The sequence below is a fragment of the Streptomyces sp. NBC_00154 genome (assembly GCF_026342835.1).
Taxonomy (GTDB): Bacteria; Actinomycetota; Actinomycetes; order Streptomycetales; family Streptomycetaceae; genus Streptomyces.
Genome location: NZ_JAPEMI010000001.1, coordinates 3475097 through 3500908 on the forward strand (window position 1 = coordinate 3475097; position 25812 = coordinate 3500908).

21 protein-coding genes, 1 tRNA gene and 1 pseudogene are annotated in these 25812 nt (G+C 69.4%); 10 read left to right on the forward strand and 13 right to left on the reverse strand.

The genetic code is table 11. The annotated features are described in order from the left end of the window. The 4 genes from tmk to OHA03_RS15670 all read left to right on the forward strand — a co-directional run bounded on the left by tmk (nt 1) and on the right by OHA03_RS15670 (nt 6343). Nucleotides 1–3150 (forward strand): dTMP kinase, encoded by a 3150-nt coding sequence (tmk, locus tag OHA03_RS15655; RefSeq protein ID WP_267004462.1) that lies wholly within the window; start codon nt 1–3, stop codon nt 3148–3150. A 160-nt stretch (nt 3151–3310) separates the two neighbouring features. Next, entirely contained in the window at nt 3311–4516 is a 1206-nt protein-coding gene (locus OHA03_RS15660) for a DNA polymerase III subunit delta' (protein ID WP_267004463.1), read from the forward strand. 96 nt (nt 4517–4612) lie between these two features. Beyond that, complete coding sequence (locus tag OHA03_RS15665) at nt 4613–6142, forward strand: alpha/beta hydrolase (RefSeq protein ID WP_267004464.1); 1530 nt, start codon at nt 4613–4615, stop codon at nt 6140–6142. A gap of 127 nt (nt 6143–6269) precedes the next feature. Continuing rightward, nucleotides 6270–6343, forward strand: a tRNA-Thr gene (locus OHA03_RS15670). A gap of 18 nt (nt 6344–6361) precedes the next feature. On the opposite strand, the gene OHA03_RS48005 is transcribed toward OHA03_RS15670, so the two are convergent. The 5 genes from OHA03_RS48005 to OHA03_RS15690 form a co-directional block, all read right to left on the reverse strand. Further along, nucleotides 6362–6655, reverse strand: coding sequence for a transposase (locus tag OHA03_RS48005; protein WP_354006154.1), 294 nt, complete (start codon nt 6653–6655; stop codon nt 6362–6364). Nucleotides 6656–6662: 7 nt separating this feature from the next. Beyond that, on the reverse strand, nt 6663–7277 hold the full coding sequence (locus OHA03_RS15675) for an MFS transporter (RefSeq protein ID WP_267008060.1): 615 nt from the start codon (nt 7275–7277) through the stop codon (nt 6663–6665). 6 nt (nt 7278–7283) lie between these two features. After that, the gene (locus OHA03_RS15680; RefSeq protein ID WP_267004465.1) at nt 7284–7433 is read right to left on the reverse strand and encodes a hypothetical protein; all 150 of its coding nucleotides are present in this window, start codon (nt 7431–7433) and stop codon (nt 7284–7286) included. 38 nt (nt 7434–7471) lie between these two features. After that, nucleotides 7472–8131, reverse strand: coding sequence for a hypothetical protein (locus OHA03_RS15685; protein ID WP_267004466.1), 660 nt, complete (start codon nt 8129–8131; stop codon nt 7472–7474). A gap of 394 nt (nt 8132–8525) precedes the next feature. Continuing rightward, entirely contained in the window at nt 8526–8891 is a 366-nt protein-coding gene (locus OHA03_RS15690; protein WP_267004467.1) for a hypothetical protein, read from the reverse strand. Nucleotides 8892–9033: 142 nt separating this feature from the next. Between OHA03_RS15690 and OHA03_RS15695 the strand changes: the two genes are divergently transcribed. Then, a complete protein-coding gene (locus OHA03_RS15695) occupies nt 9034–10269 on the forward strand; it encodes a LuxR C-terminal-related transcriptional regulator (protein WP_267004468.1) in 1236 nt (411 codons plus the stop codon). 23 nt (nt 10270–10292) lie between these two features. Here the strand turns inward: OHA03_RS15695 and OHA03_RS15700 are convergent, their stop codons facing one another. The 7 genes from OHA03_RS15700 to OHA03_RS15730 all read right to left on the reverse strand — a co-directional run bounded on the left by OHA03_RS15700 (nt 10293) and on the right by OHA03_RS15730 (nt 17260). Further along, complete coding sequence (locus OHA03_RS15700; protein ID WP_267004469.1) at nt 10293–11000, reverse strand: hypothetical protein; 708 nt, start codon at nt 10998–11000, stop codon at nt 10293–10295. Beyond that, nucleotides 10993–12300 carry an MFS transporter gene (locus OHA03_RS15705; RefSeq protein ID WP_267004470.1) on the reverse strand — a complete coding sequence of 436 codons (1308 nt, stop codon included), beginning with the start codon at nt 12298–12300 and terminating at the stop codon, nt 10993–10995. The genes OHA03_RS15700 and OHA03_RS15705 overlap by 8 nt, the downstream gene beginning before the upstream one ends. A gap of 49 nt (nt 12301–12349) precedes the next feature. Beyond that, entirely contained in the window at nt 12350–13378 is a 1029-nt protein-coding gene (locus OHA03_RS15710; protein WP_267004471.1) for a hypothetical protein, read from the reverse strand. A 130-nt stretch (nt 13379–13508) separates the two neighbouring features. Then, complete coding sequence (locus tag OHA03_RS15715; protein ID WP_267004472.1) at nt 13509–14525, reverse strand: amino acid--tRNA ligase-related protein; 1017 nt, start codon at nt 14523–14525, stop codon at nt 13509–13511. Between the two features lie 183 nt (nt 14526–14708). Continuing rightward, complete coding sequence (locus OHA03_RS15720) at nt 14709–15761, reverse strand: branched-chain amino acid aminotransferase (RefSeq protein WP_267004473.1); 1053 nt, start codon at nt 15759–15761, stop codon at nt 14709–14711. After that, nucleotides 15758–17026 (reverse strand): acetyl-CoA carboxylase biotin carboxylase subunit family protein, encoded by a 1269-nt coding sequence (locus OHA03_RS15725; protein WP_267004474.1) that lies wholly within the window; start codon nt 17024–17026, stop codon nt 15758–15760. The genes OHA03_RS15720 and OHA03_RS15725 overlap by 4 nt, the downstream gene beginning before the upstream one ends. Before the next feature lie 87 nt (nt 17027–17113). Further along, nucleotides 17114–17260: a hypothetical protein gene (locus tag OHA03_RS15730; protein ID WP_267004475.1), complete on the reverse strand. Its 147-nt coding sequence runs from the start codon at nt 17258–17260 to the stop codon at nt 17114–17116. 552 nt (nt 17261–17812) lie between these two features. Between OHA03_RS15730 and OHA03_RS15735 the strand changes: the two genes are divergently transcribed. The 4 genes and pseudogenes from OHA03_RS15735 to OHA03_RS15750 form a co-directional block, all read left to right on the forward strand. Beyond that, nucleotides 17813–18868, forward strand: a complete 1056-nt coding sequence (locus tag OHA03_RS15735) for an LD-carboxypeptidase (RefSeq protein WP_267004476.1) — start codon at nt 17813–17815, stop codon at nt 18866–18868. Then, the gene (locus OHA03_RS15740) at nt 18862–19956 is read left to right on the forward strand and encodes a hypothetical protein (protein WP_267004477.1); all 1095 of its coding nucleotides are present in this window, start codon (nt 18862–18864) and stop codon (nt 19954–19956) included. The genes OHA03_RS15735 and OHA03_RS15740 overlap by 7 nt, the downstream gene beginning before the upstream one ends. A gap of 180 nt (nt 19957–20136) precedes the next feature. Then, the gene (locus OHA03_RS15745) at nt 20137–23145 is read left to right on the forward strand and encodes a glycine--tRNA ligase (RefSeq protein ID WP_267004478.1); all 3009 of its coding nucleotides are present in this window, start codon (nt 20137–20139) and stop codon (nt 23143–23145) included. A gap of 150 nt (nt 23146–23295) precedes the next feature. Continuing rightward, nucleotides 23296–23798 (forward strand): annotated as a pseudogene (locus OHA03_RS15750) (transposase); the annotation flags it as partial. Between the two features lie 675 nt (nt 23799–24473). On the opposite strand, the gene OHA03_RS15755 reads toward OHA03_RS15750, so the two are convergent. After that, nucleotides 24474–25154, reverse strand: a complete 681-nt coding sequence (locus OHA03_RS15755; RefSeq protein ID WP_267004479.1) for a phosphotransferase — start codon at nt 25152–25154, stop codon at nt 24474–24476. A gap of 393 nt (nt 25155–25547) precedes the next feature. Here OHA03_RS15755 and OHA03_RS15760 point away from each other — a divergent pair, with 393 nt between their 5' ends. After that, on the forward strand, nt 25548–25808 hold the full coding sequence (locus OHA03_RS15760) for a hypothetical protein (RefSeq protein ID WP_267004480.1): 261 nt from the start codon (nt 25548–25550) through the stop codon (nt 25806–25808). The last annotated feature ends 4 nt before the right edge of the window (nt 25809–25812 follow it).

Below are 25812 nucleotides of genomic sequence, written 5' to 3' on the forward strand. Positions count from 1 at the left end.
ATGACGCGAGCCGAGCAGCCAACGGTCGTGAGCCCCACCTCCGACACACTTGCCGCAGACTCACGCGAGCGCGCCGTACGAGCCCTGTTGCATGTTCCCCCGCTGAAGCGGTTGTGGAGCGCGCAGCTCGTCGGTGGAATCGGCGATGCACTCGCCCTTCTCGTGCTGGTGCTGCTGTCGCTGCAAGCGGCGGTCCTCGAGGGCTCATTCGGATCCGGATACCGCGGGGCGGCCTTTGCCGTCGCCGCTGTCTTCGGTGCCCGAATCCTTGCCACGCTCCTCTTCGGAGCCGTACTCCTGGGGCCGCTGACGACGCTCACCGCGCCCGGCGGACCGCTGGACCGGCGGTGGCTGATGATCGGAGCGGACGGGCTGCGGCTCGCACTGCTCGTCGTCGCACCGCTGTGGATCGACTGGATGCCCGACAAGGCGCTCATGATGATCCTCATCACCGTCTTCGTCACCGGCGTCGGCGAACGGCTGTGGACCATCGCCAAGGAGAGCGCCGCGCCCGCGCTGCTGCCCGCCCCGCCCGCGGAGGGCGCCGCGGTACGCCCGCTGCCGGACCACCTCGACGCCCTGCGCCGGCTCTCCCTGCGTACGGACTTCGCCGCCGTTCCCGCCGCGGCCGCCGTCCTGCTGATTGCCACGCTCATCGGCAATCTGCTGGGTTCGGGGCTGGAGTGGTTCTCCTTCCATCAGGCGGCCCTCGGCTCGTACGTCGCGGCCGGACTGTTCTCCGCCTCGATCTCCACCCTGTACTTCCTCGAACTGCCCGGTTCGCCGACGCCCCGCCCGCGCTCGCCCCTGGAGGGCCTGCGCCGGCCGTCCACGGCCGACGGCCCGGACAGGGGCCGTACCGGCGCCGTCCCGCTGATCGTCGGCGCCTGCGCCGCGGTCGCCGGAGCGGTCGCCGCCGCAGCCGCCGTCGCCGTACTGCACGCGGCCGACCTCGGTGGCGGCCCCGTCACCTTCGCCCTGCTGATCCTCGCTCTGACCGGCGCCACCGGGACCGGCATCCGGACCGCCGAGAAGGTGCTGCCCACCCTGTCGCGGCGCCGGCTGCTCGCCCTCGCCACCGCCGTCACCGGGGTCGCGCTCCTCGCGATGGGTCTGGTGCCGGACACGGCGACCGTGGTGTTCATCGCGGTCCTCGCCGGATACGCGGCGGGTGTCGCCGCGTACACCGGGCACACGCTCGTGGACCAGGAGACCGAGGAGGTCCGCCGGGCCAGGACCACCGAGCACCTCCAGGCCGTCGTCCGGGTCCTGATCGCGCTCGGCGCGGTCGGGGGCCCGCTGCTGGCCGCTGCCATCGGCACGCACCGACTGACCGCCGGTGACTTCGTCTTCGCGCACGGCGGCGCCGCCTTCGCCCTGATGCTCATCGGCGCCCTGCTGCTGCCGGTCGCCGCGATCGTCCTCGCCAGGACGGACGACCGGTCCGGGGTGCCGCTGCGCCGCGATCTGCGCGAGGCCCTGCGCGGCGGCGAACCGGCCGTGGCGCCCGCAGCGACGGGCTTCTTCCTGGTCCTGGAGGGCGGCGACGGGGCCGGCAAGTCCACCCAGGTCGAGGCGCTCGCCGAGTGGATCCGCGCCAAGGGCCACGAGGTCGTCGTCACCCGTGAGCCGGGGGCTACCCCGGTCGGCAAGCGGCTGCGTTCCATCCTGCTCGACGTGTCGTCGGCCGGTCTTTCGAACCGGGCCGAGGCCCTGCTGTACGCCGCCGACCGTGCCGAGCACGTCGACTCGCTGGTCCGTCCGGCGCTGGAGCGCGGCGCGATCGTCATCTCCGACCGTTACATCGACTCGTCCGTCGCCTACCAGGGCGCCGGCCGCGACCTGTCCCCGACCGAGATCGCCCGGATCTCGCGATGGGCGACGAGCGGCCTCGTACCGCATCTGACGGTGCTGCTCGACGTCGACCCGGAGACCGCGCGGGAACGGTTCACCGAGGCGCCCGACCGGCTGGAGTCCGAGCCGCCCGAGTTCCACGCCCGGGTACGGTCCGGCTTCCTGACCCTGGCCGCAGCCGACCCGACCCGCTATCTGGTGGTGGACGCAGGCCAGGAACCGGAATCGATCACCACCGTCGTACGCCACCGGCTCGACCAGCTCCTGCCGCTCTCCGAGGCCGAGATCAAGGCCCAGGCGGAGGCGCGCAAGGCGGCCGAGGACGAGGCCCGGCGCAAGGCCGAGGAAGTGGCCGCCCGCAAGGCGGAGGAGGAGCGACTGGAGCGCGAGCGCCAGGAACAGCTCGCCAAGCTCCGTGCCGAGGAGGAGGAGCGTCAGCGCCGCGAGCTGGAGGAGGCGCGGCAGCGCGAGGCCGAACGGCAGGCGGAGGAAGCCCGTCGGCAGGCCGAGGAGGCCCGCAGGATCGCCGAGGAGGAGCGGGTCAGGCGGGAGGCCGAGGAGCAGGCCCGCGAGGCCGAGCAGGCCCGGCTGCGCCGGCAGGCCGAGGAGGAGGCCAGGCTTCGCAAGGAGGCCGAGGCGCGGCGGCTGGAGAAGCAGCGCAAGGCCGAGGAGGCTCTGCTGCGGGCCGAGGCGGCCCGGCGGCAGGCGGAGGCCGAGGCGGCTTCGGCTGCTGCGGCGCAGGCTGCCCGAGCGGGTTCCGCGTCCGTCCCGGACAACGAGCTCACGGTGCCGACGCCGGTGGTCGGCCCGAACGAGGTGACCCAGGCGGTGCCGTCGCCGGTTGCCACACCGTCGCCCGAGGACGAGACGGCGATGCTCCCGAAGGTCTCCGACGCGACAGACCGTTCCGAGGGGTCGGAGCGGTCGGAGCGTCCTCCGGTACGGGACGCTGCGGGTGCCGCTGACGAGACGACGGTGCTTCCGCCGGTCCGGGACGTACGGGAGGCTCGTGACGAGCACCCGGCGGACCGGGTCCCGCGCGGCATCTTCCGTGACGAGCGCCCGGTCGGCGCCGCGGCGGAGAGGGAGAACGAGCGCACCCGGGAGCTGCCGCAGGTCAGCGATCCGCACGCCGCCGAGGAGCGGCGGCAGCGCGGTCGGCGTCCTCGTCCGGACTGGGCCGAGGAGACCCCGCTGGACGATCTGCCGACGCTGGCGGACGAGCTGCTCGGCGATCACGACAGTGACGACGAGGACCCCGGCACCTCCGGACGCGGTCGCCGCCCGCGCCGCTGAGCGGAGCCGTCTGACGGACCCCGGCCGGATCTCCGGCCGGGGGTCCGGATCCCGGCCGGCGGTCCCAGGACCGAGGACGGACCGGATCGCCGGGATTGTCAGACCCTTCCCCCACAATGGGAAGCCGGAGCCGTACACGACCACCGGAAGGGTGGTGACCATGTCCGTATGGGACGACCTGGTCGGCCAGGACCGAGTGCAGGAGCAGCTCGGGGCCGCCGCTCAGGACGCCGATGCGCTGGTCACCGCAGTCTCTGTGGGGGAGCGGGTGCCGCCGGGGTCGAGGATGACTCACGCCTGGCTGTTCACCGGACCGCCGGGCTCCGGGCGGTCCACCGCCGCCCGCGCCTTCGCCGCCGCCCTCCAGTGCACCAGCCCGGACCGCGCCCTGGGCGGCGCACCGGGGTGCGGCTTCTGCGACGGCTGTCACACGAGCCTCGTCGGTACGCATGCCGACGTCGATGTGGTTCGGACGGACCTGCTCTCCATCGGTGTGAAGGAGACCCGCGAACTGGTCCGCCGCGCCCAGCTCTCCCCGGCCGTGGGCCGCTGGCAGGTGATCATCCTGGAGGACGCCGACCGGCTCACGGAGGGCGCGGGGAATGTGCTGCTGAAGGCGGTCGAGGAGCCCGCGCCGCGCACGGTGTGGCTGCTCTGCGCCCCCTCCCTCGAAGATGTGCTGCCCACCATCCGGTCCCGCTGCCGTCATCTCACGCTGCGCACCCCGTCGGTCGATGCCGTCGCCGATGTGCTGATCCGGCGCGACGGCATCGATCCGGAGCGGGCCGCGTCCGCCGCGCGCGCCACGCAGGGGCACATCGGCCGGGCCCGCCGCCTCGCCACCGACGAGAAGGCCCGTGCGCGCCGCGCGGCCGTGCTCAAGCTTCCGCTCAGGGTCGAGGACATCGGCGGCTGTCTGAAGGCGGCCCAGGAGCTGATCGACACCGCTGCCGACGATGCGAGGCAGGTCTCCGAAGAGGTCGACGTCAAGGAGACGGAGGACATGAAGGCCGCGCTCGGCGCGGCCGCCGGAGGCCGGATGCCGCGCGGCACGGCGGGGGTGATGAAGGATCTGGAGGACAAGCAGAAGCGCCGCAAGACCCGCACCCAGCGCGACAGCCTGGATCTGGCGCTCACCGATCTGACCGGCTTCTACCGCGACGTACTGGCACTCCAGCTGGGTTCGCAGATCGCGCTCTCCAATGTCGATGTGTGGGACGCACTCGACCGGATCGCGCGGTCCTCCACACCCGAGCGCACCCTGCGCCGGATAGAGGCAGTGATTGCCTGCCGCCGGGCGCTGGACCGCAATGTGGCGCCGCTGCTCGCGGTGGAGGCGATGACGATGGCACTACGCGCAGGCTGACACGGACTTCCGACACGAAGCTCCGGCGCGGATCGCTGATTCATCCGATTGGGTAACGAATCGGACGAGTCGTCGCATGGCGACTACGCTCCGGGGATGGACACCAGGCGCCTGCTCCGTACCTTCGGCACCCTGCTCGGCAGTGCCGGCCTACTCATCTCCGGCTGCAGCAGCGGCAGTTCGACGACGAGTGCGTCGAGTCCCGCGCCTGCCGCGCCCACGGAGCTTCTGCCGTACTACACACAGCATCTGACCTGGCGGGACTGCGGCGTCTCCGGATTCCAGTGCGCCACCATGAAGGCGCCGCTCGACTACGCGAAGCCGGGTGCCGGAGACATCAAGCTGGCCGTTTCCCGCAAGAAGGCCACCGGCCCGGGCAAGCGGATCGGCTCCCTCCTGGTGAACCCGGGAGGCCCCGGCGGCTCGGCCATCGGCTACCTCCAGAGCTACGCGGCCGCGGGCTACCCCGCACCGGTCCGTGCCCGCTACGACATGGTCGCCGTCGACCCGCGCGGCGTCGCCCGCAGTGAACCCGTTGAATGTCTCACCGGACCGCAGATGGACGCGTACACCCAGGTCGATCAGACCCCCGACGACGCCGCAGAGGTCACGCAGCTGAGCGACTCCTTCGAGAAGTTCGCGGACGGTTGCGAGCAGCGCTCCGGCAAGATCCTCCCGCACGTGTCCACCGTCGAGGCGGCCCGCGACATGGACATCCTGCGGTCCCTGCTCGGTGACGAGAGGCTGACGTACGTCGGGGCGTCGTACGGCACCTTCCTGGGTGCGACGTACGCCGAGCTCTTCCCTGCCCGGACCGGCCGCCTCGTCCTCGACGGTGCGATGGACCCGTCGCTCTCGTCGATCGAGATGAACCGCGACCAGACCGCGGGCTTCGAGACCGCATTCCAGTCCTTCGCCGCTGACTGCGTGAAGAAGTCGGACTGCCCGCTCGGCACCACCTCCACCGCCGATGCCGCCACCCAGCTCAAGCGGCTCTTCGCCGACCTCGACGCCAAGCCCATCCCCACCGGCGAGGCCCGCAAGCTCGGCGAGTCCCTCGCCACCATGGGCGTCGTCGCCGCCATGTACGACGAATCGACCTGGCCCCAGCTGCGTGAAGCCATCGCGGGCGCCCAGGCGGGCGACGGCTCCGGCCTGCTCGCCCTCGCCGACAGCTACTACGAGCGTCAGCCGAACGGCACGTATGCGAACCTGATGGCCGCCAACGCAGCCGTGAACTGCCTCGACTCGCCCCCGGCCTTCACCGGCCCGAGCGCCGTCATGCAGGCCCTCCCCAGCTTCGAGAAGGCGTCCCCGGTCTTCGGCAAGCCTCTCGCCTGGGCCTCCATGAACTGCGCCGACTGGCCCGTCGGCGCCACCGGCACCCCGCACCGCATCAAGGCGAAGGGCGCTTCCCCGATCGTCGTGGTCGGCACCACCCGCGACCCGGCCACCCCGTACAAGTGGGCCCAGTCCCTGGCCGGCCAGCTCTCCTCCGGAAGGCTCCTCACCTACGAGGGTGATGGCCACACGGCGTACGGCCGCGGCAGCGACTGCATCGACACGGCGATCAACACATACCTCCTGAACGGCACCCCGCCCGCTGCCGACAAGAGGTGCTCCTGACTCCCCGATCCGCCGAACCTCCCCCCTGACCAGCGGATACGGCTCCGGGGGAGGGCGGTACGGAGCACTCTCCGAAACTGTGTAGACTTGGCGACGCCGCTGATCGCACCATGGTGCGACGGGGCGTGCCGCCTTAGCTCAGTTGGCCAGAGCAACGCACTCGTAATGCGTAGGTCTCGGGTTCGAATCCCGAAGGCGGCTCTGTAGAAGCCTCAGGACTCACTCGCCGTGACCTGGGGCTTTTGCTTTTGTCGGGCGCGGGCTTGACGTCGGGCGCGGGCCGCGCGGCGGTCGGTGGTCCCAATCCTGCACCGCGGTCTCGGTCATATCGAAGTCCTTGGCGATCTGACCGACCGATCGGTCTCCACGTCGACACAGCTCAACTATCTCGGCCTTGAACTCCGGCGTGAACGAACAGCGAGGGCGAGGCTTCTTCTTCCCCCATCCTCTCCATGACGGACATCCTCGCCGGGGGCGAGTCCCTGATCTCGAATGTCCGGCAAAGCGGATCAAGCCCAGTTCAGATACCCCGTGCGACGGTCGAGCCGAGCGACTGTCCCGCCGTCTGGCTTTCCATGGGAGTCCTGACCGACATGCGCGGCGTCATCAACAGCAGAAGCACCATGGCAGCCGCGAAACCGGTTCCTGCGAAGTACGCATACCGAAGGCCCGTGGCAACGCGTTCCTCGCAGACGGCCGCGCAGTCCGTGGCTACCGCGATGCCCAGGGCACCGCGCCAGTCCACCGGGCCACTCGTGCCGCTCCGGACGTCCTCCACGGGGAAGCGGCGGACCAGCAGCCATATCGCGGCCAGGCCGAGGGGGAGGTTGAGCAAGAAGATCCCCCGCCAGTGGCCGTACTGGGCGAGCGCACCGCCCACGGCCGAACCCGCCAGGGCCGCGACGCTCCAGACCGAGGCCAGCGCCGCCTGAATGCGGCCGCGCTCGTGCGGCTGGTACAGATCGCCCGCGACCGTCTGCACGGTCACCTGGATCGCGCCGGCTCCCAGGCCCTGAACAGAGCGGAAGGCGACGAGGCTCGGCATGCTCCAGCCGGCCGCGCACAACGCGGAACCCGACAGGAACAGGAGGGTTCCGCCGATGAGTACGGGCCGCCGTCCGTGGGTGTCGGCCAGCCTCCCCTACAGGGGCCCGGAAACGGTCGCGGCGAGGACGTACGCGGTGAGGAGCCAGCTGAAGGCCGATCCATCGCCCAGGTCGGCCACGATCTGCGGGCCGGCCGTGGCCGTTACCGCGCTGTCCATGGCGGCGAGGAACATCACCGACAACAACGCTGCCAGGGGTCCTCGCCGACCGACAGGAGTCCTGGTCACCCGGCCAACTCGACGAAGCGCTCCGCGGAACCGACCCCGCCGGCGTTCGCGGCGATGAGCTCGTAGAACGTGCCGAACAGGTGGTGGCTCAGCCGCTGGTCCTCGAAGAAGGAGATTCGGTCGGCGACCTGCGTGGGAGCGGCCTCACCGCTCGCCAGGCCCACCATCGCGCGCAAGACGTCCTGCGGGGTCACAGAGCTTCCCGCGTGGGCGTTGTGAAACACCTCCTCGACGTAGGGTTCGTCGGCCACGACCGGGTTCCGGCGCCGTTGCACCCGGATCCGGTAGTCCTCGCCGACGACGTCGTTCTTGAAGACGCCTATGTGCTGGATGCTGCCCTGATTGATGTCCAACGTGAACTGGGACATCCTGCCCTTTTCCCGGAACGGCTGCCGGTTGGTGCGGTCGAACTCTTGGAGACTGACGGAGCGATGGGAGTAGGTGTTCGAGTGGCAGGTGTATGTCACGAGTCCGGCCTTCTGGCCGTCCTGCCCCAGGAGTTCGACGTGGAAGACGAAGTCGGATTCGGCTGCCAGTACCTCCGGCGGCAGTTCGGGGATCCGCACCCCTCCGCGGCCGTCGACCAGCTCGGCGAGCGCGGTGGCCTGACGGGTGCGCAGGAACTCGCCGACTCTGCGCACGTACGGGTTGGTCACCCGTAGAGCGGTCTCCTCTCCCGGAGCCAACTCCAGGTACCAGGCCAGCAGATCGATGCGGTGGTAGCTGGAGAAGGAGAGAGCTCCGACACCGCTGGTGTACCCGTGCGCGTCGCCGAACAGGTACTCCTCGGGATGCCGGAAGAGCCCTCCGTTCTTGATCAGTTACATGGAGGTGATGCCCTGCCCGTGCACGCGCTGAATCTCGGAGATGTCGGAGGCGATCGACCGGTAGACGTCGTTGGCGCCGTCGGCGCAGCGGCATGGCAAGGTGGCACGGCCCCGCGGCGCGGGCCCGGGTGAGCGCGCGGTCGAGTTCCGCGTAGCCGCCGATGATGCGTTCGGCAGCCGCCGGCTCGTATGCGGCGCCCTCAGCGACCAGCAGGGGCTTGTCTCACAGCACGCTGATGCCCCGGGAGACCGCCCAGAGGATGTAGTCGCGGTGGTGGACGGGGTTGCAGGCAATGATCGCCAGGGAGAATCGATGAGTGGAGTGGGCACGGTCCAGCACGGCTTCCAGTTCCGTACGGCTGAGTCCGTCGGGGTTGAGCCACTTCGGTGAGTCCCTCCACAGCAGTTCGCGCAGCGGTGCCATGTCCTCGCCCTGGGCGCGCTTCTCCGGATTCCGCGGGTCGCAGATGACAGCGGTGCGGACCGGCCATCCGGACTGCCGCATTTCGAGCAGCGCAGGGGCGTGGTTCTCCCTGCCGGCCCAGTGCCCCGAGCCGCCGACCAACAAAACCGTAGTGGTGCGAGCCATGTTGTAATATCCCCCTCAGAATTCCTCGTCTTGCGTGTCAAAAGTCTGCAAAGCCAACGGTGCGACTCCTCTTTCCTCTCGTTCTGCCGAGGCCGGTGAGGGGGCGGCCGAAGACCGCACGGTCCCGCGTCGAATTCAGCTCATGATCAACACCGGAACATCAGGCCAGGAAGGCAGGACGCGCGCCTGCGCTGCCGTGAGGGGTAATGTCGTCATTGAGGACGGCACGGCGCAGCTCGGCAGCTACCTCGCCCTCTTGGTCCGGGTCGACCGGGAGCAGCTGGTTTGGAATCGGATGACCGTCACAGCGACTAGGTATCGTTGTGTCTTCTGCCGGGCAAGGATGGATGGAATGACGGAATCTTTGGCGCTTGAGGTGCCCGCACGGGCCTCGCTCGCCGGTCTGGGGCTGGGCAAACGAACCGAAGCGGTGTATCGGGCGATGATTCGGGGCCCCCGGTGGAGTATCGACGCATTGGTCGAGGAGACCGGGCTGAGCAAGTCCGCCGTTCAGGCGGGGCTCGACGAGCTGGCGTCCTTCTCGCTGATCAGGCCCTCCGGGGAGGAGCCGGGTGCCATCGTCGTGGTGAAGCCGAGCGTGGCGCTCGCGGAGCTGATATCTGCTCGGCAAAGGGAAATATTTGGACGCCAGCAGAAACTCGCCGAATGCCGCGTGGCGATGTCCGACATCATCGCGGAGTTCGAACAGGAACGCAGCGGATCCGGCGAGGGCGGCAGCATCGAATACCTGCGAGGTATGGATTCCGTACGTGTGTACCTGGAAGAGATATCGAAGCAAATTGAGACGGAAGTGCTCGCTCTCATTCCGAAAGCCTCCCTCACCGCGGAGAGTATGGCCGCGAGCCAAGCACTCGACGCGAGGATAGTCGAGCGCGGGGTGAGCATCCGCACGATTTATCTGGACAGCGTCCGCAACCACACCGCCACTCGTCGTTACGCGGCCTGGCTGAACGAATGCGGTGGAGAAGTGCGCACGCATCCTGTGCTGCCGATGCGTATCATCCTCGTGGACCGCAAAATTGCCGTTCTTCCGATAGATCCGGAGGACTCGGCCAAAGGCGCACTCGTCCTGCGCGAACGGAGTGCCGTCGCCGCCCTGTTGGCGCTCTTCACGCAGATCTGGGAAGCCGCCCGTCCGCTCGGCACCGCCGAGCTTCCGGACGATCATGGGCTCGTTCCGCAGGAGCGTGAGCTGCTGCGTCTTCTCGCTCAAGGCATGACCGACGAGGCCGCCAGCAAGCAGTTGGCCCTCTCCGTCCGCAGCGTCCGTCGATTGATGTCGGACATCATGGACCGGCTCAACGCCCGCAGCCGGTTCGAAGCCGGCCTCCGGGCCGCCGAGCGCGGTTGGCTCTGAAGGCGTCGCCTCCCTTCGTGTTGTCACCCCACGCTCCGCCGCAACAAGACTGAAGCCCTTGCGCGGGCCAACGAGAGGGCCCTGCCCAGCTCGTCCGTCCACTGTCCGGCGGCGCTCGACCGGGCTCCCCGGCCCGCCGGGATCCCCCCGATCGCGGCTGCGGCATCCCAGAGAACCTCCCGGGCATCCACGCCCTGCGCGCGCAGCCGGTGGCCGACCGCGCAGACCAGCAGTGCTCGGCCCTCGTGCGGAGTGCACAGGACGACGAGGCCCATGCCGGAGGAGAGGTGCCCCGCTACAGCCGAGGCCAGTTGTCGCAGCTTGCGTCCGGTCGTGTTGTCGACCCGGGTCGCTACCAGCAACCCCCCTGGAACGACGTGGGCCCTCTCGGCCAGGGCGCGGGAGGCCGAGACCAACTCGGCCCTGAGTAGTCGCTCCACTTCGGCCTGGGCCTCGGCCAGCAGTGCCAGCCGGGTGCGCAGCACGGTCGGCGCGTCCTCGGGTTGCGTCCCCAGCAGGACCGCCAGTTCGCGCAGCAGGCGGCCTTCGTGGCACGTACGACGTGCCGTGGGCGGGCTTGCGTCCGGTGCACGAAGGGATGGCCGGATGGATACCCGATGGGTGGGGACGACGGCGTGGATCTGGGGGGACTCCCGAACGATGTCGGCGGTCATGCGGGTCATCTCCGGGAAGGAGAACGGTGTCGGAGGTGGGATGCGGAGGTCAGCCACGGACAGCCTCCTGGTGACCGTCCGCCGGGTCCGGGGTGGCTTCCTCGCCTGCTGTGACGGCGGAGGCCGCCGATGCTGCGCGTACGAGAAGGCCCGTGGTGGCCAGGAGAACCAGCGCCGCCACCGCGCAGAGCACGGACAGACCGGTGACGAGGAAGGTTCCCGCGCCGCCGGACACCAGGGCGCCTGCCGCCAGCGGTCCGGTCACGAAGCCCGCCGAGGTGGCCGTGCCATAGGCGGCGTTGAAGCGCCCGCGCAGTGCGGGTGTGGCCAGAGAATTCACCAGGGAGGGCATTCCCGAGGCGTACAGCGTCTCGGCACAGGCGAAGAGCGCCATGCCGCCGACGAGCACCGCCAGTTGGAAGTCCGCGTCCGAGGCCGTCGCGGCGAGCACGAGGAGCCAGCTCGCCGACCAGGCGGCGGCAGCCAGAGCGACGGTCCGGGTGTGCTTCCACCGCTTGATCAGTTCGTGCAGGACCAGTTGGGAGCAGATGACCGCGCCGGTATTCACGGCGAACAGCACGGCGATCCCGGATGTCCCCACATCGGTGCTCGTCAGTAGGAAGGCCGGGAAGCCCGCCTCCAGCTGTCCGTACGAGGAGAAGTACAGCGCCAGTCCGAGGCCGAGGACCAGGAGGAACGGGCCGCTGGTGAAGACCTGGAGGTAGGTGTGCGACCGGACGGAGTCCTGCCGTGCGTCGGCCTCGGTCGGCGTGTCGGTCCCGAGGCTGCGCAGGGCGAACACGGCCAGGGCGATCCCGAGGTAGCTGAGGGCGTTGGCGCCGTACAGCAGTCGGAACGACATCGGGTGCGCAACGCTCGCGAACGCACCGCCGAGGAGTCCGCCGACGCCCAGTGCGGCGTTCGTCAGGGTGAAGCTGGAGCCGAAGACCACCGGGTGGGACGCAGCGGGCACCGATGTGGCAAGCAGGGTGTTCCAGACCGAAGAACTGCCCAGGCCGAGGCCCCAGATCACGGCGGACAACAGGAAGTGCCAGGTTTCGCCGGCCAGGGCGTATCCGGTCACGCCCACCGCGCTGAGCACCATGTGCGCCGCCGCCGTACGGCGGGCGCCGATGCGGTCGGCGAGGCGCCCGGCGTTGAGGCCACCGATGATGGCGGCGATCGCCGTCAGCGACACGGCGTGCATGGCCGTGTCGAGACCGAGGTCGTTGACCTGGTGGACGTAGACGGCGAGGAACGGCAGAACCAGGCCCGAGCCGATGTTGTTGAGGGCGCCGAGCAGCAGCAGGGTCCGGGCGGTGCGGGGCAGTGTGCGCAGGTCCTTCAGCAGGGACACGGCTCCTCCTTCTCCGTCGGGTCGGTACTCGCGGGCGTGTTCCGGCCGTTCATGACGTCCCGAACAGGTAGGGCAGGACGTTGCCGGCCAGCAGGGCGTGCCGATCGGTGCCGCTGAGTTCGAGCGAACCGAGTATTCGGCGCAGGGCCGGGACGGTGTCCGCGCCGAGGACGCGCCCGTCGTCCCGGTGCTGGAGGTGCCAAGGGGAGTCAAGGGAGACCATCAGCCTCGTCCCGCATGCGGTGATGAGTCGGGCGAGCCGGGCGTCGGAGTCGAGGGGACCGGGGTCTCCGACGGTCCCCTCGCACACCGCCTCCCACGGCCCGAGGTCGGTGTACACCCCGGGGGTGTTCAGGATCCGGGGCAGTGCGGGGTTGTTGAAGCCGAGGTGGGCCACGCTGATCCGGGCACCCGCCGCGACCGCGGCGGGGATCGCGTCCGCGGAGATCTCGGCGAGGTCGCCGAGTTGGCCCTCGGGGGAGCAGTGCATCACGGTCGGCACGCCCAAGTCCGCGGCGAGATCGAGATAACCGCGCTCCACGTAGGCGGAGACGGGTCTTTCGGTCGCCGGTGGGTGCCACTTGAGGGCGAACACCTCTTCGAGGCGATCGGCGTAGTCGGATGCGAAGTCCGTCGCGTCGCGGAAGGGATCGGCCATCAGGGCGGGCATGGGCAGTCCGGCCGAGGGCGGATTGTCGTCACGGAACCGTGCGCAGGCGTCGAGCAGTTCCCGGTTGCGGTCGCGGATGATCCGGCCGCACGTCGACGGGTCGACCGGGGTGCCCTCGGGCTTGAACCGGCGGTAGTAGGGCATCGGGAGGACCAACGCGCCCACGGCGCCGGGCGGTTCTGGAAGAAGCCCCCTGCCGAGCACACCGAGCAGCGCCATCAGATCGGGCACGGACTGGCGGTAGGTGTGCTGGGCGTCGTCGCGGTGGTAGACGAGTTCGACGCCGGTGTGCTCGTGCGCGCTGATCAGCGCGGGACGGACGGCCAAGTACGCGTGGGTCGTCTCGCGCAGCGAGCGGTGCGGTGCGGACGTCCTGGTGACGGTGATCTCGTCGGTGGACCGGGGCATCTCTCTTCTCCTGCGGGGCTACGGGACGACCGTGCGCTGGGTCGGAACGGCGGAGCCGCTCAGCGGCCCTCCGGTCACGGATCCAGGAGTCCGGATCCGTGACGGAGGGCCGCTGAGCGGGCCGTGCGGGTCACGGCGTGACGGTGACACCGTTCAGGCGCGGCGCGAGCTGGAGCTCGCGGATGTCCTTCTGGTTCAGCACCCACATCAGCCAACGCTCGATGCCCAGGCCGAACCCCGAGGTGTGCTGCGGGTACGCGTCCTTCATGCGTACGTACCAGCCGTAGTCCTCCTCGGGGACCTCGTGGTGGGCCAGGGCCTTGCGCGCCTGCTCGCCGTCGACGTGGCGCTCGCCGCAGCCGACGGTTTCGCCGATGCCGAAGAGCAGGTCGCCGTTGAGGGCCGTGCGCCCCTCCTCATCGCCGTACGCCTGGTAGAAGGGCACCGACAAGTGGTCGTAGTGAGTGACCCAGAGGATCGGGCTCACCTCGTCCATCAGCCGGCGCTCGCCGTGCCGGGTGAGGGTGCGCCAGCCGTCCTGGTGCTCGACCGCGTTCGGGTCATCGCCCAGGTGGGCGACGGCCTCGTCGAAGGTCATGCGGGGGAAGGACTCCAGCCCGGCCATGCGCTCCAGGTGCTCGGTGGTGCCCGCGATGGCCCGCACGTCGTCGGCATGGCGGTCCAGGACCGCCTGTGCCAGTCGGCGCATGTACGCGTTGACGGCGTCGATGCACGCGTCGAGACCGCCCGGAAGTTCGGCCTCGCTGTGGAAGAACTGGTTGAGGTGCGTCTCGTCGCAGTTCTCGCCGCGGAAGCTCGGCATCAGGTACCAGCTGCCCTGAGGGCTGAGCCGGCAGCCGTACTCCAGCATGAACTGCATCGAGTCGGCGAGGAACGTACGCTGGCCGAACAGATCGATCTCGACCGGGAGCGAGTCGCTTCCCAGGCCCATCGGGCTGGAGATGCTGTTCGTGGTGATCGGCAGGTGGACGGACTTGACACCCCGCTCTCTCCAGAAGACGGCTGTCTCGAGGGTCACGAGGTCCTGCAGGTCCACCAGCGTGCGGTACAGCGGCTGGTCGATGATCTCCAGGAAGCGGTCCGCGGAGGGTCGCCATCCACCGTGCGTGTACGTGGGCGTGGCCAAGGTGATTCTCCCTAGGTATGAATGGTGGAAGGTGCGAGGTGCACATAGGGGTTGCGAGGGCAAAAAAGGGCCCGTCCGGGCTGGCTCGCCCTGGGCGCGCGGTCCCGTCCGGGGCGCGACTGGATCAAATTCCCATGGGAAATGGAGAGTTGCTCTCCATGCAGGGCGGCCGAACGGCCGGGATCAGACGGTAGACGTCCAGTGCCGAGGGTCGGGCCGGTCCCCGTACTGGATGGCAGCCAGCTCATCGCGGAGCCGGGTGGTCAGACCGCCCGGACGGCCGTCGCTTATGACGTGCCGACCGTCCGCAGTGGTCACGCTGCCGATGGGCACCACGGAGGCCGCGGTGCCGCAGGCGAAGGCCTCTTCGAAACGGCCATCGCCCGTGGTCAACTCGGCGATGTCGATGGGTCGTTGCTCGGTCCGCACGCCCAGGTCGGCGGCGATCTCGATGAGGGCGTCCCGGGTGTTGCCCGCCAGGATGGTTCCCGACAGGGGCGGGGTCACCAGGAGCGGCGCACCCGACGGCTCGCGGGTGACGCCGAAGAAGTTCATGGCGCCGAGTTCCTCCACGAAGCGGTGTTCCCGGGCATCGAGCCACAAGACCTCGTGACAACCCTGCTCAAGGGCAAGGGATTTGGTGGCCAGGCTGGCGGCATAGTTGCCCGCGCACTTGGCTGCCCCCGTGCCCCCGGGGGCCGCGCGGATCCGGTCGGTCGGGCACCAGACGTCGATGGCCTCGAAGCCGTCCGCGAAGAAGTGGTCGACCGGTGAGGCGATCACGGCGAACAGATACTCCCGTGCCGGTCGTACGCCCAGGCTCGGTTCCACCGCGATCATGAAGGGCCTGAGGTAGAGGCTCTGCCCGGGGCCCCTCGGGACTTCGGAGGCATCGGCGCGCACCAGCCGCGCACACGCGTCGACGAACGTCTCGACGGGCAGAGCAGGCATGGCGAGGCGCTCGGCACTGAGGTTGAAGCGCACGGCGTTGGCGAGCGGCCGGAACAGCGCGAGCGAACCGTCCGCGTGGGGGAATGCCTTCAACCCCTCGAAGATCGCCTGTCCGTAGTGCAGGGCCATGGCCGCGGGGGACAGTTCCAGCGCCCGATGCGGGACCACTTCGAGCGCCGACCAGCCGTCATCGGCGGTCCACCGCGACAGCACCATGCTGGCGGTGAAGCGGGCCCCGAAACCCAGTTTGGCGGGCGCCTCGGAAGGGTTGACGACCGTACTCACGAAGCCGGCGCCGTCGCGTAGGCGGGAAGCAGCGCAGCCTCCAGCTCGGCGGCCCGCTCCCGGAACTGCTGCTCGCTGTCGGCGCTGATGACCAGCATCAGGCACCACACCGACGGGTGCAGTTCCTCGATCTCGAAGCCCACCGCACGGGACCGGATGATGTCCAGAACGTAGGGGAAGGCCGCGATCTGCTCGTCGGTGGGCTCCTGGGTGATGACGCCGGCGGCGGCGGGGGCCAGGTTGATCCAGCCGACGTACGGATACGCGGGAGCGCGCAGCTCCAGCGGCTCCCGGTCCGTCTTCACGACGGCATCGATCCACAGTTCGCGCAGGTCCGCGCCGTAGGGTTTGAAGCTCTCGGGGATGGCGCCACCGGCGAACCGGGTAGCCATCTCGGAGAACCACAGTCTGCCGTCGGCTCGCCGGAAGATCTCCAGGTGGGTGATGTCGTCCGTGATCTCGAAGGCAGCGTTGATGCGAGCGTGCAGTTCCTCGACCTCGGCGTAGAGCTCGGGCTCGCGGTCGCGGGGCAGGAGGATCGATCCGTTGTCCCGGCCCGGCGTCGTCACCAGCATGCGCGGTCGCAGGTAGCGGCTGACACCCAGGACCTGCGCGGTGCCGTTCTCCCAGACGGCGTCGACGTGGTACTCGTCGCCGTCGATCGGCTCCTCGGCGATCAGGAACCGCGTGAGGCCGGTCTCCTCGGTGCCGCTTCCGGCGGCGCGCAGTACGGCGGTGAGTTCCTCGGAGCTGTTCACCGCGGAGGTGGCCACCGAGCCCAGGCCGGCCGCGGGCTTGACGATGACGGGGAAGCCGAGCCGCTCCTCGACGCGACGTACGGAACCCTCGACGTCGGTGGTGGAGAGGGACTCATGGCGGGCACAGGCGATCCCAGCGCGTGTGGCACGTTCCTTCATGGCCCGCTTGTCGCGCATGAGCACAGACTTCTCGATCGAGGGCTGGCCGAGACCGAGCAGGCTGGCCATGTAGCCGGCGCTGAACTGGCTGAACTCCGACAGGCTGAGGACCCGGTCGATCTTCACCCCGGTGGAGCGGAGTTCGACGGCGAGCTGTGCGACCTCGTCGAGTGCGTCGTAGCTGCGGATCACGTAGTGGCGGTCCACCCGGGCGAGCAGCCCGGGGTCGATCGACCGGTGGGTCGCCTCCCACGCGTCGAAGACCAGCGTCACGCGGGCTCCACGGTCCAGCAGCGCCTCCAGGCTGACCCCGTTCCACGAGTACACCAAGAGATTTGTTTCGCTCATACCCCGCTGTCCTGCCTTTCCAGCCTTCTCGGCTCGTTACCTGTAATCGTTCACCCTCGCGCTGCGAATTCGCGGCGCGGGAAGGAGTCAGTCCCAGTTGAGGCTCAACGAGGAAATGTCGTCCGACGCCACACTCAGAGTGTCCACTTCATGAGCATTTGCGGCCGCGACACCCAGGGCCAGAACGGCAGCGATTACCGAAAGGGCAGAAGCGGTACGCATCACGAATTTCATTGTGGATCTCCCTGGGTGGTTCTTCATTCAATGTTGAGAGGGGAGTAGGTTCGCGGATTCCTCCCTCGCCGGAAAGTTACGTACGGATTGCCGAGGCAACAAGGGCGCTGGCTGGCAGGTTGCTGTCTGGCATGCTCCGGCCCGGTGGCCAGTCACGACGCACAAGGGATGTGACCTGGCTCACCAGCATTAGATGTTGTCAATGTGACGTGTGGATATCTAAGGTCATGGTCGATTTCCGCATAGGTCGGCTTCGCGAGGAACCGCGTCTTAACGGGCCCTTCGGATCGCGAGTTCGGACGGTCGCCGAACCGTCGCCCCTCCCGAGAATCACAGTCCCCACGTCCTGCGAAAAGCCATCCGACGGTTTCGCGGAAATGACGGGATAGCGGGACAACGGGATACAAGGTTCCGTCGAGCCGAACGGGTTCGTGCCGCCGACTCGTGCGTGAGGGGCCGCCCTCGCACCGGTGTCGTATTGATGAGGAGCCACATGTCTTTCTGGAGCACCATCTGCTGGAGAAGGTCCAGGCCCGAGGGAAGGTCCCGCTCATGAAATCCGCCGAACCGCGGAGATCCCCGCTGCCACTTCCGGTTCTGCCGCCCGCCCTTGCATCCGGTGACGTGGTCGCCGTCGTCTCCCCCGCCTCGGATGCGGCCGGTCGCTTCCCCCAGCGCCTGGAGCGCGGGCTGCAGGCGCTGAGGGGCGTCGGCCTGCGCCCCCGGCTTGCCAAAAACGCCCTCGTGACCGGCCGGTGGACTGCGGGAACGGTCGGCGAGCGGATCGCGGACCTGCACGAGGCGTTCGAGGACGACGAGGTCCGTGCGGTGATGTGCGCCATCGGCGGCAGCCTCAGCGCGCAACTGCTCCCGGAACTCGACTACGGGCTCATCGCCGCGCACCCCAAGGTCTTCGTCGGCTACTCGGACATGACCTCGCTCCACACGGCGATCCGCGCCGAAACCGGTCTGGTCACCTTCTACGGGCCCTCGGTCATGGCGGAGTGGGCCGAATACCCGTCCCCCCTGCGGGAGACGGCGGAACACTTCCTGAGGGTGACCGGTGCCCCCCAGCCGGCCGGGCCGGTGCCGAGGCCGGAGCGGATCGTCAGGGAGGGTGCGGACTGGAGCGCCCCCGGAAGAGTCCGGCGCGCCGATCCCGTACCGCCGACCGAGGTCCTGCGCCCCGGACGGGTCGTGGGAACCCTTACCGGTGGCTGCCTGCCGGTCCTGCGGCGCCTGGTCGGCACGCCGTGGCAACCCGATTTCACGGACTGCATCGTCCTGTTGGAGACACCGCAGCTGCCCTACTCCATGGTGAACGCCGCCGAGGATCTCCTGTCGATGAACCTCGCCGGAATGTTCGACGGGGCGCTCGGGATCGTGTTCGGCTGGCCCTTCCACGAGGACCAGATCGAGGAGCTGGGTCGTGCGATCGATGAGACGCTGCACGGGCACGACTTCCCCGTCGTCATCGGATTCCCCTGCGGACACACCAGCCCCATGGTGACCTTGGCTCTGGGTGTGCGGGCCGTGCTGGACGGCGGAAGCCTTTCCCTCGACGCCGCGGCGGTCACGCCCCGACCCTCGGGCGGTGCCGGATGGTGACGCGTCCGCCGCACGCGGAGACAGCTCGTGCTCCGCGCCCGGACGCGGCTGAACCGGGAACGAAGCCGCAGGGGCCGATCATCCCGCAGGCCGCGGAAGGCCTCTCGGCGATCGAGGCGGTCCCCAATGCCGCCATCACAGTGCTGGAAGCGTTCCGCCGCGCGTGCCTGGTAGCCGGCTATGCGGAGCAGCACCGGCGGCCGGTGGTGTCCCGCCACGATCCGTCTGTGCGCTACACCAACTCCACGATCAGCGTGCTGAAACCGCTGCTCTCCGGCGATGTGCACGAGCGTGCCTTCCTGGTTCAGCCCGCCCTGCGTCTGCGCAACCTCGACCATGTCCGGCGGACCGGCGAGATGTCCCCCTTCGGCTGCTCCTTTATGTCCTTCGGCGCGCTCGGACCCTCTGGGGACGCACTGCGGCTCACCGCGTTCGCCCGGGACCTACTGGTCGACAGGCTCGGCTTCGCTGCACACGACGTACAGCTGCGCGTCCTGGCCGACGACCGGGACCTGCTGGAGTGCGGCATCGAGGCCGGCCTTGCCGTTGCCAGCACCGTGCGTTCCCCCGAAGAGTTCCGGCACGTCTTCGGCATGCCGGGCGTCACCGGTCGCAACGCCAATATCGCCCTGCGCGGTGCGCGAGGGTGGACTGACGTCGCCAACGTCATCGTGATCGAGGAAGCCGGTCGTCCCATTGGCGTGGAACTGGCCTTTGGGGTGAACATGGTCCTCGTGCAGGCCATGAGCCTGGCCCACCCCGTTCTGGCCGGCCCGGCCACGGCAGCCGTGCTGCACGGCGTGACCGATCTGATAGCCCTGGACGCGTTGTCCTCGGCGACGGTGCTCGCCATGGAAGGCGTGCGCCCGGTCGCCCGGGGACGCGGTCAGAACTACCGGTCCCTGCTGAGACTGCTCGGCGAGCGGACCGCCGGCCCGGCCCAGGTGTGGAAGCCGGCAGCACTGGCGGTCGCGGCTGCCGAGGAGCGACTGCGGCGGCACGCCAGTCCGCCGGCCGACGACGTCGACGAACTGCCCTCGGAGCAGGCCGCGCACATGCTGACGGCAGATTGGGAACGGGTCTGCTGAGGGCCGGCTTCCGGTCGTCCGGGACCGGTGCCAGGGCAAAGAACAGCACCTCAGAGGCGCTTGGGCGTGTGACATCATGAGCACCCCTTTGGGCCTCGGACCAGGCGGCGGCGCCCGGACAGCGCCCGCCCACGAAACCACCTTGCCGAACCAACTCGGGAAACAGGCGATTCGATCACCATGAAGAACGGCCAGACGGCGCTGACCATGCAGGACGCCATACTCACCCTGCAGAAGTACTGGAGCGACAACGGGTGCATGATCACGCAGCCGTTGAACACGGAGGTGGGAGCCGGAACGGCCAACCCGTCCACGGCTCTTCGGGTGATCGGCCCCGAGCCCTGGAGCGTCGCCTACGTGGAGCCGAGCGTGCGGCCGGACGACTCGCGCTACGGCGAGAATCCGAACCGGCTCCAGACCCACACGCAGTTCCAGGTGATCCTCAAGCCCGACCCGGGCAATCCTCAGGAACTGTACCTGGGCAGTCTCCAGGCGCTCGGCGTCGACCTGGGCGCGCACGACGTGCGGTTTGTGGAGGACAACTGGGCCTCCCCCGCGCTCGGCGCCTGGGGGCTGGGCTGGGAGGTCTGGCTGGACGGCATGGAGATCACCCAGTTCACCTACTTCCAGCAAGTCGGCGGGGTCACCCTGTCCCCGGTGTCGGTGGAGATCACCTACGGCCTCGAGCGCATCCTGATGAACCTTCAGGGCGTGTCCCACTTCAAGGACATCGCCTACGCGCCGGGCATCACCTATGGCGAGGTGTTCGGCCAGAACGAGTACGAAATGAGCCGCCACTACCTCGACGACGCCGACGTCGACACCAACCAGCGGCTCTTCGAGGCGTACGCGTCCGAGGCCCGGCGCATGCTCGACCTGGAGCTGCCCATTCCGGCTTACACGTACGTGCTCAAGTGCAGCCACACCTTCAACGTGCTCGACGCGCGCGGCGCGCTGAGCACCACTGAGCGAGCCAAGGCGTTCTCCCTGATGCGCGGCCTCACGCACGAGTCGGCCAAGCTGTGGGCGCAGCGCCGCGCCGTCCTGGAGTACCCGCTCGGAGTGGCGGCCGCGCCGGCCGCGGCCGTGCGGGCCGCGCTGCCCACGGTGTCCGGCACCGAGACGCTGCTGTTCGAGATCGGCATGGAGGAACTGCCGTACGCCGATGTCCGCGCCACCACCGACGCGGTGCGTGAGGCGGTCACGACCAAGCTGGCCGCCACCCGGCTGGGGCACGGCCCGATCACCGCGATGGCCACACCGCGCCGCATCGTGATCACGGTCGACCGCGTGGAGCCGTGCGAGCCGGACACCGGCAAGACCGTGCGCGGCCCCAAGGCCGCCGCCGCCTATAAGGACGGCGCCCCCACTCCCGCCCTGCTGGGCTTCGCCCGCAGCCAAGGCGTCGACCCGGCGGACCTGCGGATCCTCGACGTCGGCGGTGTCGACTACGTCGCGCTCACCCGCGAAGAGCCGGGCCGCTCGGCGGTCGAGGTGCTCAGCGAACTGCTGGCCGGGGTCGTGTCCGGGTTGCGCTCCAGCCGCAACATGCGGTGGAACGACCCGACCCTGTCGTTCTCCCGCCCCGTCCGCTGGCTGCTCGCCCTGCTCGGCAGCACCCCCCTGCCGGTCGCCGTCTCCGCGCTCGCCTCGGGCGACACCACCCGGGTCCACCGCACGGCCGCCGACCCGGTCGTCCAGGTGGCGTCGGCCGAAGGCTACGCCCACTTCCTCAAGATGCACGGCATCCTGCTGGACCGGGAGGTCCGGCGCGATGTGGTGGTGCGCGGAGCCCACGAGTCGGCGGCCGAGGTCGGCGGATCCGTCGATGTGGCCGGTGAGGCCGGACTGATCGACGAGATCACTGACATCGTGGAGTACCCGCACCCGGTCCGAGGGTCCTTCGACGAGAGCTACCTCGACCTGCCCGCGAGCGTCCTGACCACCGTGATGCGCAAGCACCAGCGCTATCTGCCGGTGCTGGACAGCAGCGGGCGCCTCATGCCGTACTTCATCACGTTCGCCAACGGCACGTGCGACGACGACGTGGTGCGGTCGGGCAACGAGGCGGTGCTGCGGGCCCGTTACGAGGACGCCGCATTCTTCTGGCGCGCCGATCTGAAGGTGTCCCCCCAGGAGTTCCGCCGCCGGCTGGACAAACTGACCTTCGAGGACCGGCTCGGCACGGTCGCCGACCGCGCCGGCCGCATCGGCGCCCTCGCCCTCGGCCTGGCCGGACGCGCGGGGCTCACGGAGGACGCGGTCGCCACGGTGCGCCGCGCCGGTGAGCTGGCGAAGTTCGACCTCGCGTCGCAGATGGTGGTCGAGTTCTCCGGCCTGGCCGGGGTGATGGCCGAGGAGTACGCACGCCACGCCGGCGAGTCCGCGGAGGTCGCGCGAGCCCTGGCCGAGATGGAGCTGCCACGCTCCGCCGGCGGCGCCCTGCCCACCAGCGACGCGGGCGCTGTGCTGTCGCTCGCCGACCGGTTCGACCTGGTGACGGGCATGTTCGTGATCGGCGCCGCGCCGACCGGAAGCTCCGACCCGTACGGTGTGCGCAGGGCAGCCATCGGTCTCCTCAACGTCCTGCGGAGCGTGCCCGCGCTGGCCGGCGTCCGCGTGAACGAGGGGCTGCGTGCGGCGGCCGAACACTATGCCGCGCAGGGCGTCGAGGTGCCCGCCGAACGGCTCACGGAGGCCGCCGAACTGATCACCCGTCGCTACGAGCAGCAGCTCACGGACGCGGGACACGAGCACAGCCTCGTCCAGGCCGTCCTGGTGTGGGCGGATCGCCCCGCCCACGGCGACCGCACCCTGGCCACGCTGGAGCGCTATTTCGGCACCGAGGCGTTCGACGGGCTCACCGCCGCGCTGCAGCGGGTGGTGCGCATTCTCCCCGGGGACGCTCCGGAAGGCGGTGTCGACGCGGCGGACCGATCCCTGCTGACCGCCCCCGCCGAGCTGCGCCTCGCCGAGAGCGCCGAGGCCGTCCGCCAGTCCCTGCACGGCCGCGAGGACGACCTTGCCGCGCTGATCGAGGTCTCCGCCCCGCTGGTCGTCGCGATCAACGCCTTCTTCGACGAGGTCTTGGTGATGGACACCGACCCCGCGGTCCGTGCAGCCCGGCTGGCCCTGCTGGACGACGTGGCGCGACTGGCACGCACGACACTGGACTGGAGGGCGCTGTAACCGCGGCTCGACAGTCCTGAACGTTCGCCGCGCGCCCCGCCCCCGGGCCTGTCCCGACGCTGTTGGTCAATTCGGGGCCGAGCGTGACGTCGGTGCCCAAGACCTGGTTGTGGTCTTGGGCACCGACGTTGTCGTTTGGGGAGGGTGTCGATGTCGATGCCGCCGAGTGGGCTGGATGGGATTCCGGCGGAGACGGTGCGAGTGGCGCGGGCGGCCTCCCGAAGGGAAGCCTGGGGATCCGGATCCGGGACGAGCTGGGGGTCTTCTTCAGCGACGAGGAGTTCGCGGACCTGTTCCCGTCGAGGGGAAAGCCTGCCTGGTCACCGGGCTGCTTATCGCTGGTGCTGGTGTTGCAGTTCGGGGAAGGCCTCACTGACCGGCAGGCCACAGAGGCGGTGCGGGCCCGCACCGACTTCACGTACGCCCTCGGGCTGGAACTGGGCGATCCCGGGTTCGACTTCTCGGTGCTTTCGGAGTTCCGGGACCGTCTGACCGAAGGGGACGCAGGACAACGGGTGCTGGACCGAATCCTGGCCGCCGCCCGGGACAGGGGACTGCTCGCCGGCGGCGGGAAAGCCCGGACCGACTCCACACATGTGCTGTCCTCGGCGCGGGAGCTGTGCTGGCTGGAGATGATCGCCGAGAGGCTGCGTGCGGGTCCGGGAGGTCGCCCTCACTGTCGGGGAACGTGACGGGCGTGCCCCTCGCCCCGGGCACGTGCAGGTTGCATTTCGGCGGTGTACGGCAGCTCGGCGACCCGGCGCCTCGTGCGCTACGGGGGACTTCTTGCGGGCCCTCGGCATGCGTAGGTCTCGGCTTCGAATCCCGAAGGGCTCAGAGAAACCCCAGGACTCACTCGCCGCGACCTGGGGTTTTTCCTTTTTCTGGGCCCGACGTCGACGTCCGGCTCGCTTGTGGCCGCCGCAAAGGGGACAACAGCGACTGATTCTTACCCGCTATTTGTCCGTTCTTCTCTTGACTACGGACAAATAAGGAGGAAGCTAGCTAATACACCAGGCAACCGGTGAGAGCCGCACCGCCGATGAAGACGTTCATCGACCCGAGTGACACCCACCTCGGCCACTGGCTAGGCTCCCGGTAGAGCTACGTATCGGCGTCGGAGTCGTCAGCGACGACTGACGCTTGCGCACCGATATGGGGCACCGGGGGCCACCGTTTGTTGGTCCGGATCCCTGGCAGCCCCCAGAACTCGAGTAACCCCAGAACCCACTCGCCGTGATCTGGGGCTTTTTCATGCCCGGGGTCGGCCGCCGGGATCGCGATGATCTCCGCGCCGACGGCGGGGCCCGGTTCGTGCGTCGAGGGGCTCACCCGGCCAGTTCGCTGATCAGGTGCGCGGCTTCGTCGATGAGGGCCACTTCGTCCGGGCTCAGGTTCGAGTCCGTCGCACGGCGCCGCTTGGCCTGGGCGAGGTGGGGAGCGGGGACACCTCCCTGGTCGGCGAGGTGCGGAAGCAGGGCCCCGAGCAGAGAGCGGGCGCCCGCTGCCGACGGCGATGCGGGGTCCACCGCCACCTGAGCCAGGATGAGCGACGACATGGCCCGGTCCAGGGCCGGCGGGCCTTCCGCGGTGGTCCGCCAGTCGATCACCACCGGGCCGTCGGGCGTCAGCATCACATTGTCCGGGTGCAGGTCGAGGTGGAGGATCCGGTCCTCCGGGTCCTGGGAGACCCTGGCCGGGATCGTGTGCAGGTCGGTGAGGAGGCCGGCGATCATGGCGCCGGCCTCGTTCTCGGCGAGCTCACCGGAGAGCAGCGACTCCAGCATCGTCGGGCCGGTCAGACGTTGCAGTACCAGGTCGGAGGGGGTGGCGGTGGCCGGGCTCGGGCCGAGGCGGGGGACGGGGTAGCCGCACGCCGAGAGGTAGGACATGACGGCGAGTTCCGGTGCGGCATCGCTGCTGTCGCGGTACCGGCGCAGGACCCAGGCCTCGTCGATCGCGTACACGTCGGCAGATCGTCCCGTACCCAGCAGTTGGCCTATTCGCATGAGGGGAACCTACTGGTGCGGTCCTCGGCCGGGGAGATCTCCCACGCATATCGGAGGGGCCCATGACGCGAAGCGAGGAGCGGCCGGGATCTCCTGAAGGTGTCGTGCGAGTGGCTGCGGTGTCGGCAATTCCCCCTGGCCGTCGCGACCGCCGGCGCGCTTGTGCTTGCCGGGCTGACCTCCGGCATCACGTCCGCCGACCTCGCCGTCCCGCGTCCTCCATGGCCCGGGGCCGGGATGAAAGCGTTCCCGGTCCGGGCTTTTCCGCGGAGTAGCCTGGGAATGTCGAGAACGATCCGTACGCCGGTTCGTCGGTCTGCGTCGTTCCCGGCGCTTCTTGTTTCTTTCGGCCTGCGCGTTCGAAGGGGGCCGTCTCTTATGGACACCTTGATCATGGCGGCGGTCGTCGTGGTGATGATCGCGCTGACCGTGTTCTTGATTCATCTGCTCAATCGTCGGCACCGGCATCAGCATCTGCGAGCGGTGCACTACGACCACGGTCTGGCCGGGTTCGGCGGGTTCGGGGGGCCGGGCGCAGGTACCGGGCGTGTCGTTCCGCCGGTGGAGACAGTGCAGCCCACGCAATCCTTGCGGAAGGGAGAGCCCCGGGCTGCCGATCGGCCCAGTGAATCCGGTTCCGGTTCCGGGGAGTGACCTC

Coding starts and splice junctions, on each gene's coding strand:
- tmk (WP_267004462.1), top strand. CDS start 1: ATGACGCGAGCCGAGCAGCCAACGGTCGTGAGCCCCACCTCCGACACA.
- OHA03_RS15660 (WP_267004463.1), top strand. CDS start 3,311: ATGTCCGTATGGGACGACCTGGTCGGCCAGGACCGAGTGCAGGAGCAG.
- OHA03_RS15665 (WP_267004464.1), top strand. CDS start 4,613: ATGGACACCAGGCGCCTGCTCCGTACCTTCGGCACCCTGCTCGGCAGT.
- OHA03_RS15690 (WP_267004467.1), bottom strand. CDS start 8,891: ATGGCTCGCACCACTACGGTTTTGTTGGTCGGCGGCTCGGGGCACTGG.
- OHA03_RS15695 (WP_267004468.1), top strand. CDS start 9,034: ATGATCAACACCGGAACATCAGGCCAGGAAGGCAGGACGCGCGCCTGC.
- OHA03_RS15710 (WP_267004471.1), bottom strand. CDS start 13,378: ATGCCCCGGTCCACCGACGAGATCACCGTCACCAGGACGTCCGCACCG.
- OHA03_RS15725 (WP_267004474.1), bottom strand. CDS start 17,026: ATGAGCGAAACAAATCTCTTGGTGTACTCGTGGAACGGGGTCAGCCTG.
- OHA03_RS15730 (WP_267004475.1), bottom strand. CDS start 17,260: ATGAAATTCGTGATGCGTACCGCTTCTGCCCTTTCGGTAATCGCTGCC.
- OHA03_RS15735 (WP_267004476.1), top strand. CDS start 17,813: ATGAAATCCGCCGAACCGCGGAGATCCCCGCTGCCACTTCCGGTTCTG.
- OHA03_RS15740 (WP_267004477.1), top strand. CDS start 18,862: ATGGTGACGCGTCCGCCGCACGCGGAGACAGCTCGTGCTCCGCGCCCG.
- OHA03_RS15745 (WP_267004478.1), top strand. CDS start 20,137: ATGAAGAACGGCCAGACGGCGCTGACCATGCAGGACGCCATACTCACC.
- OHA03_RS15755 (WP_267004479.1), bottom strand. CDS start 25,154: ATGCGAATAGGCCAACTGCTGGGTACGGGACGATCTGCCGACGTGTAC.
- OHA03_RS15760 (WP_267004480.1), top strand. CDS start 25,548: ATGGCGGCGGTCGTCGTGGTGATGATCGCGCTGACCGTGTTCTTGATT.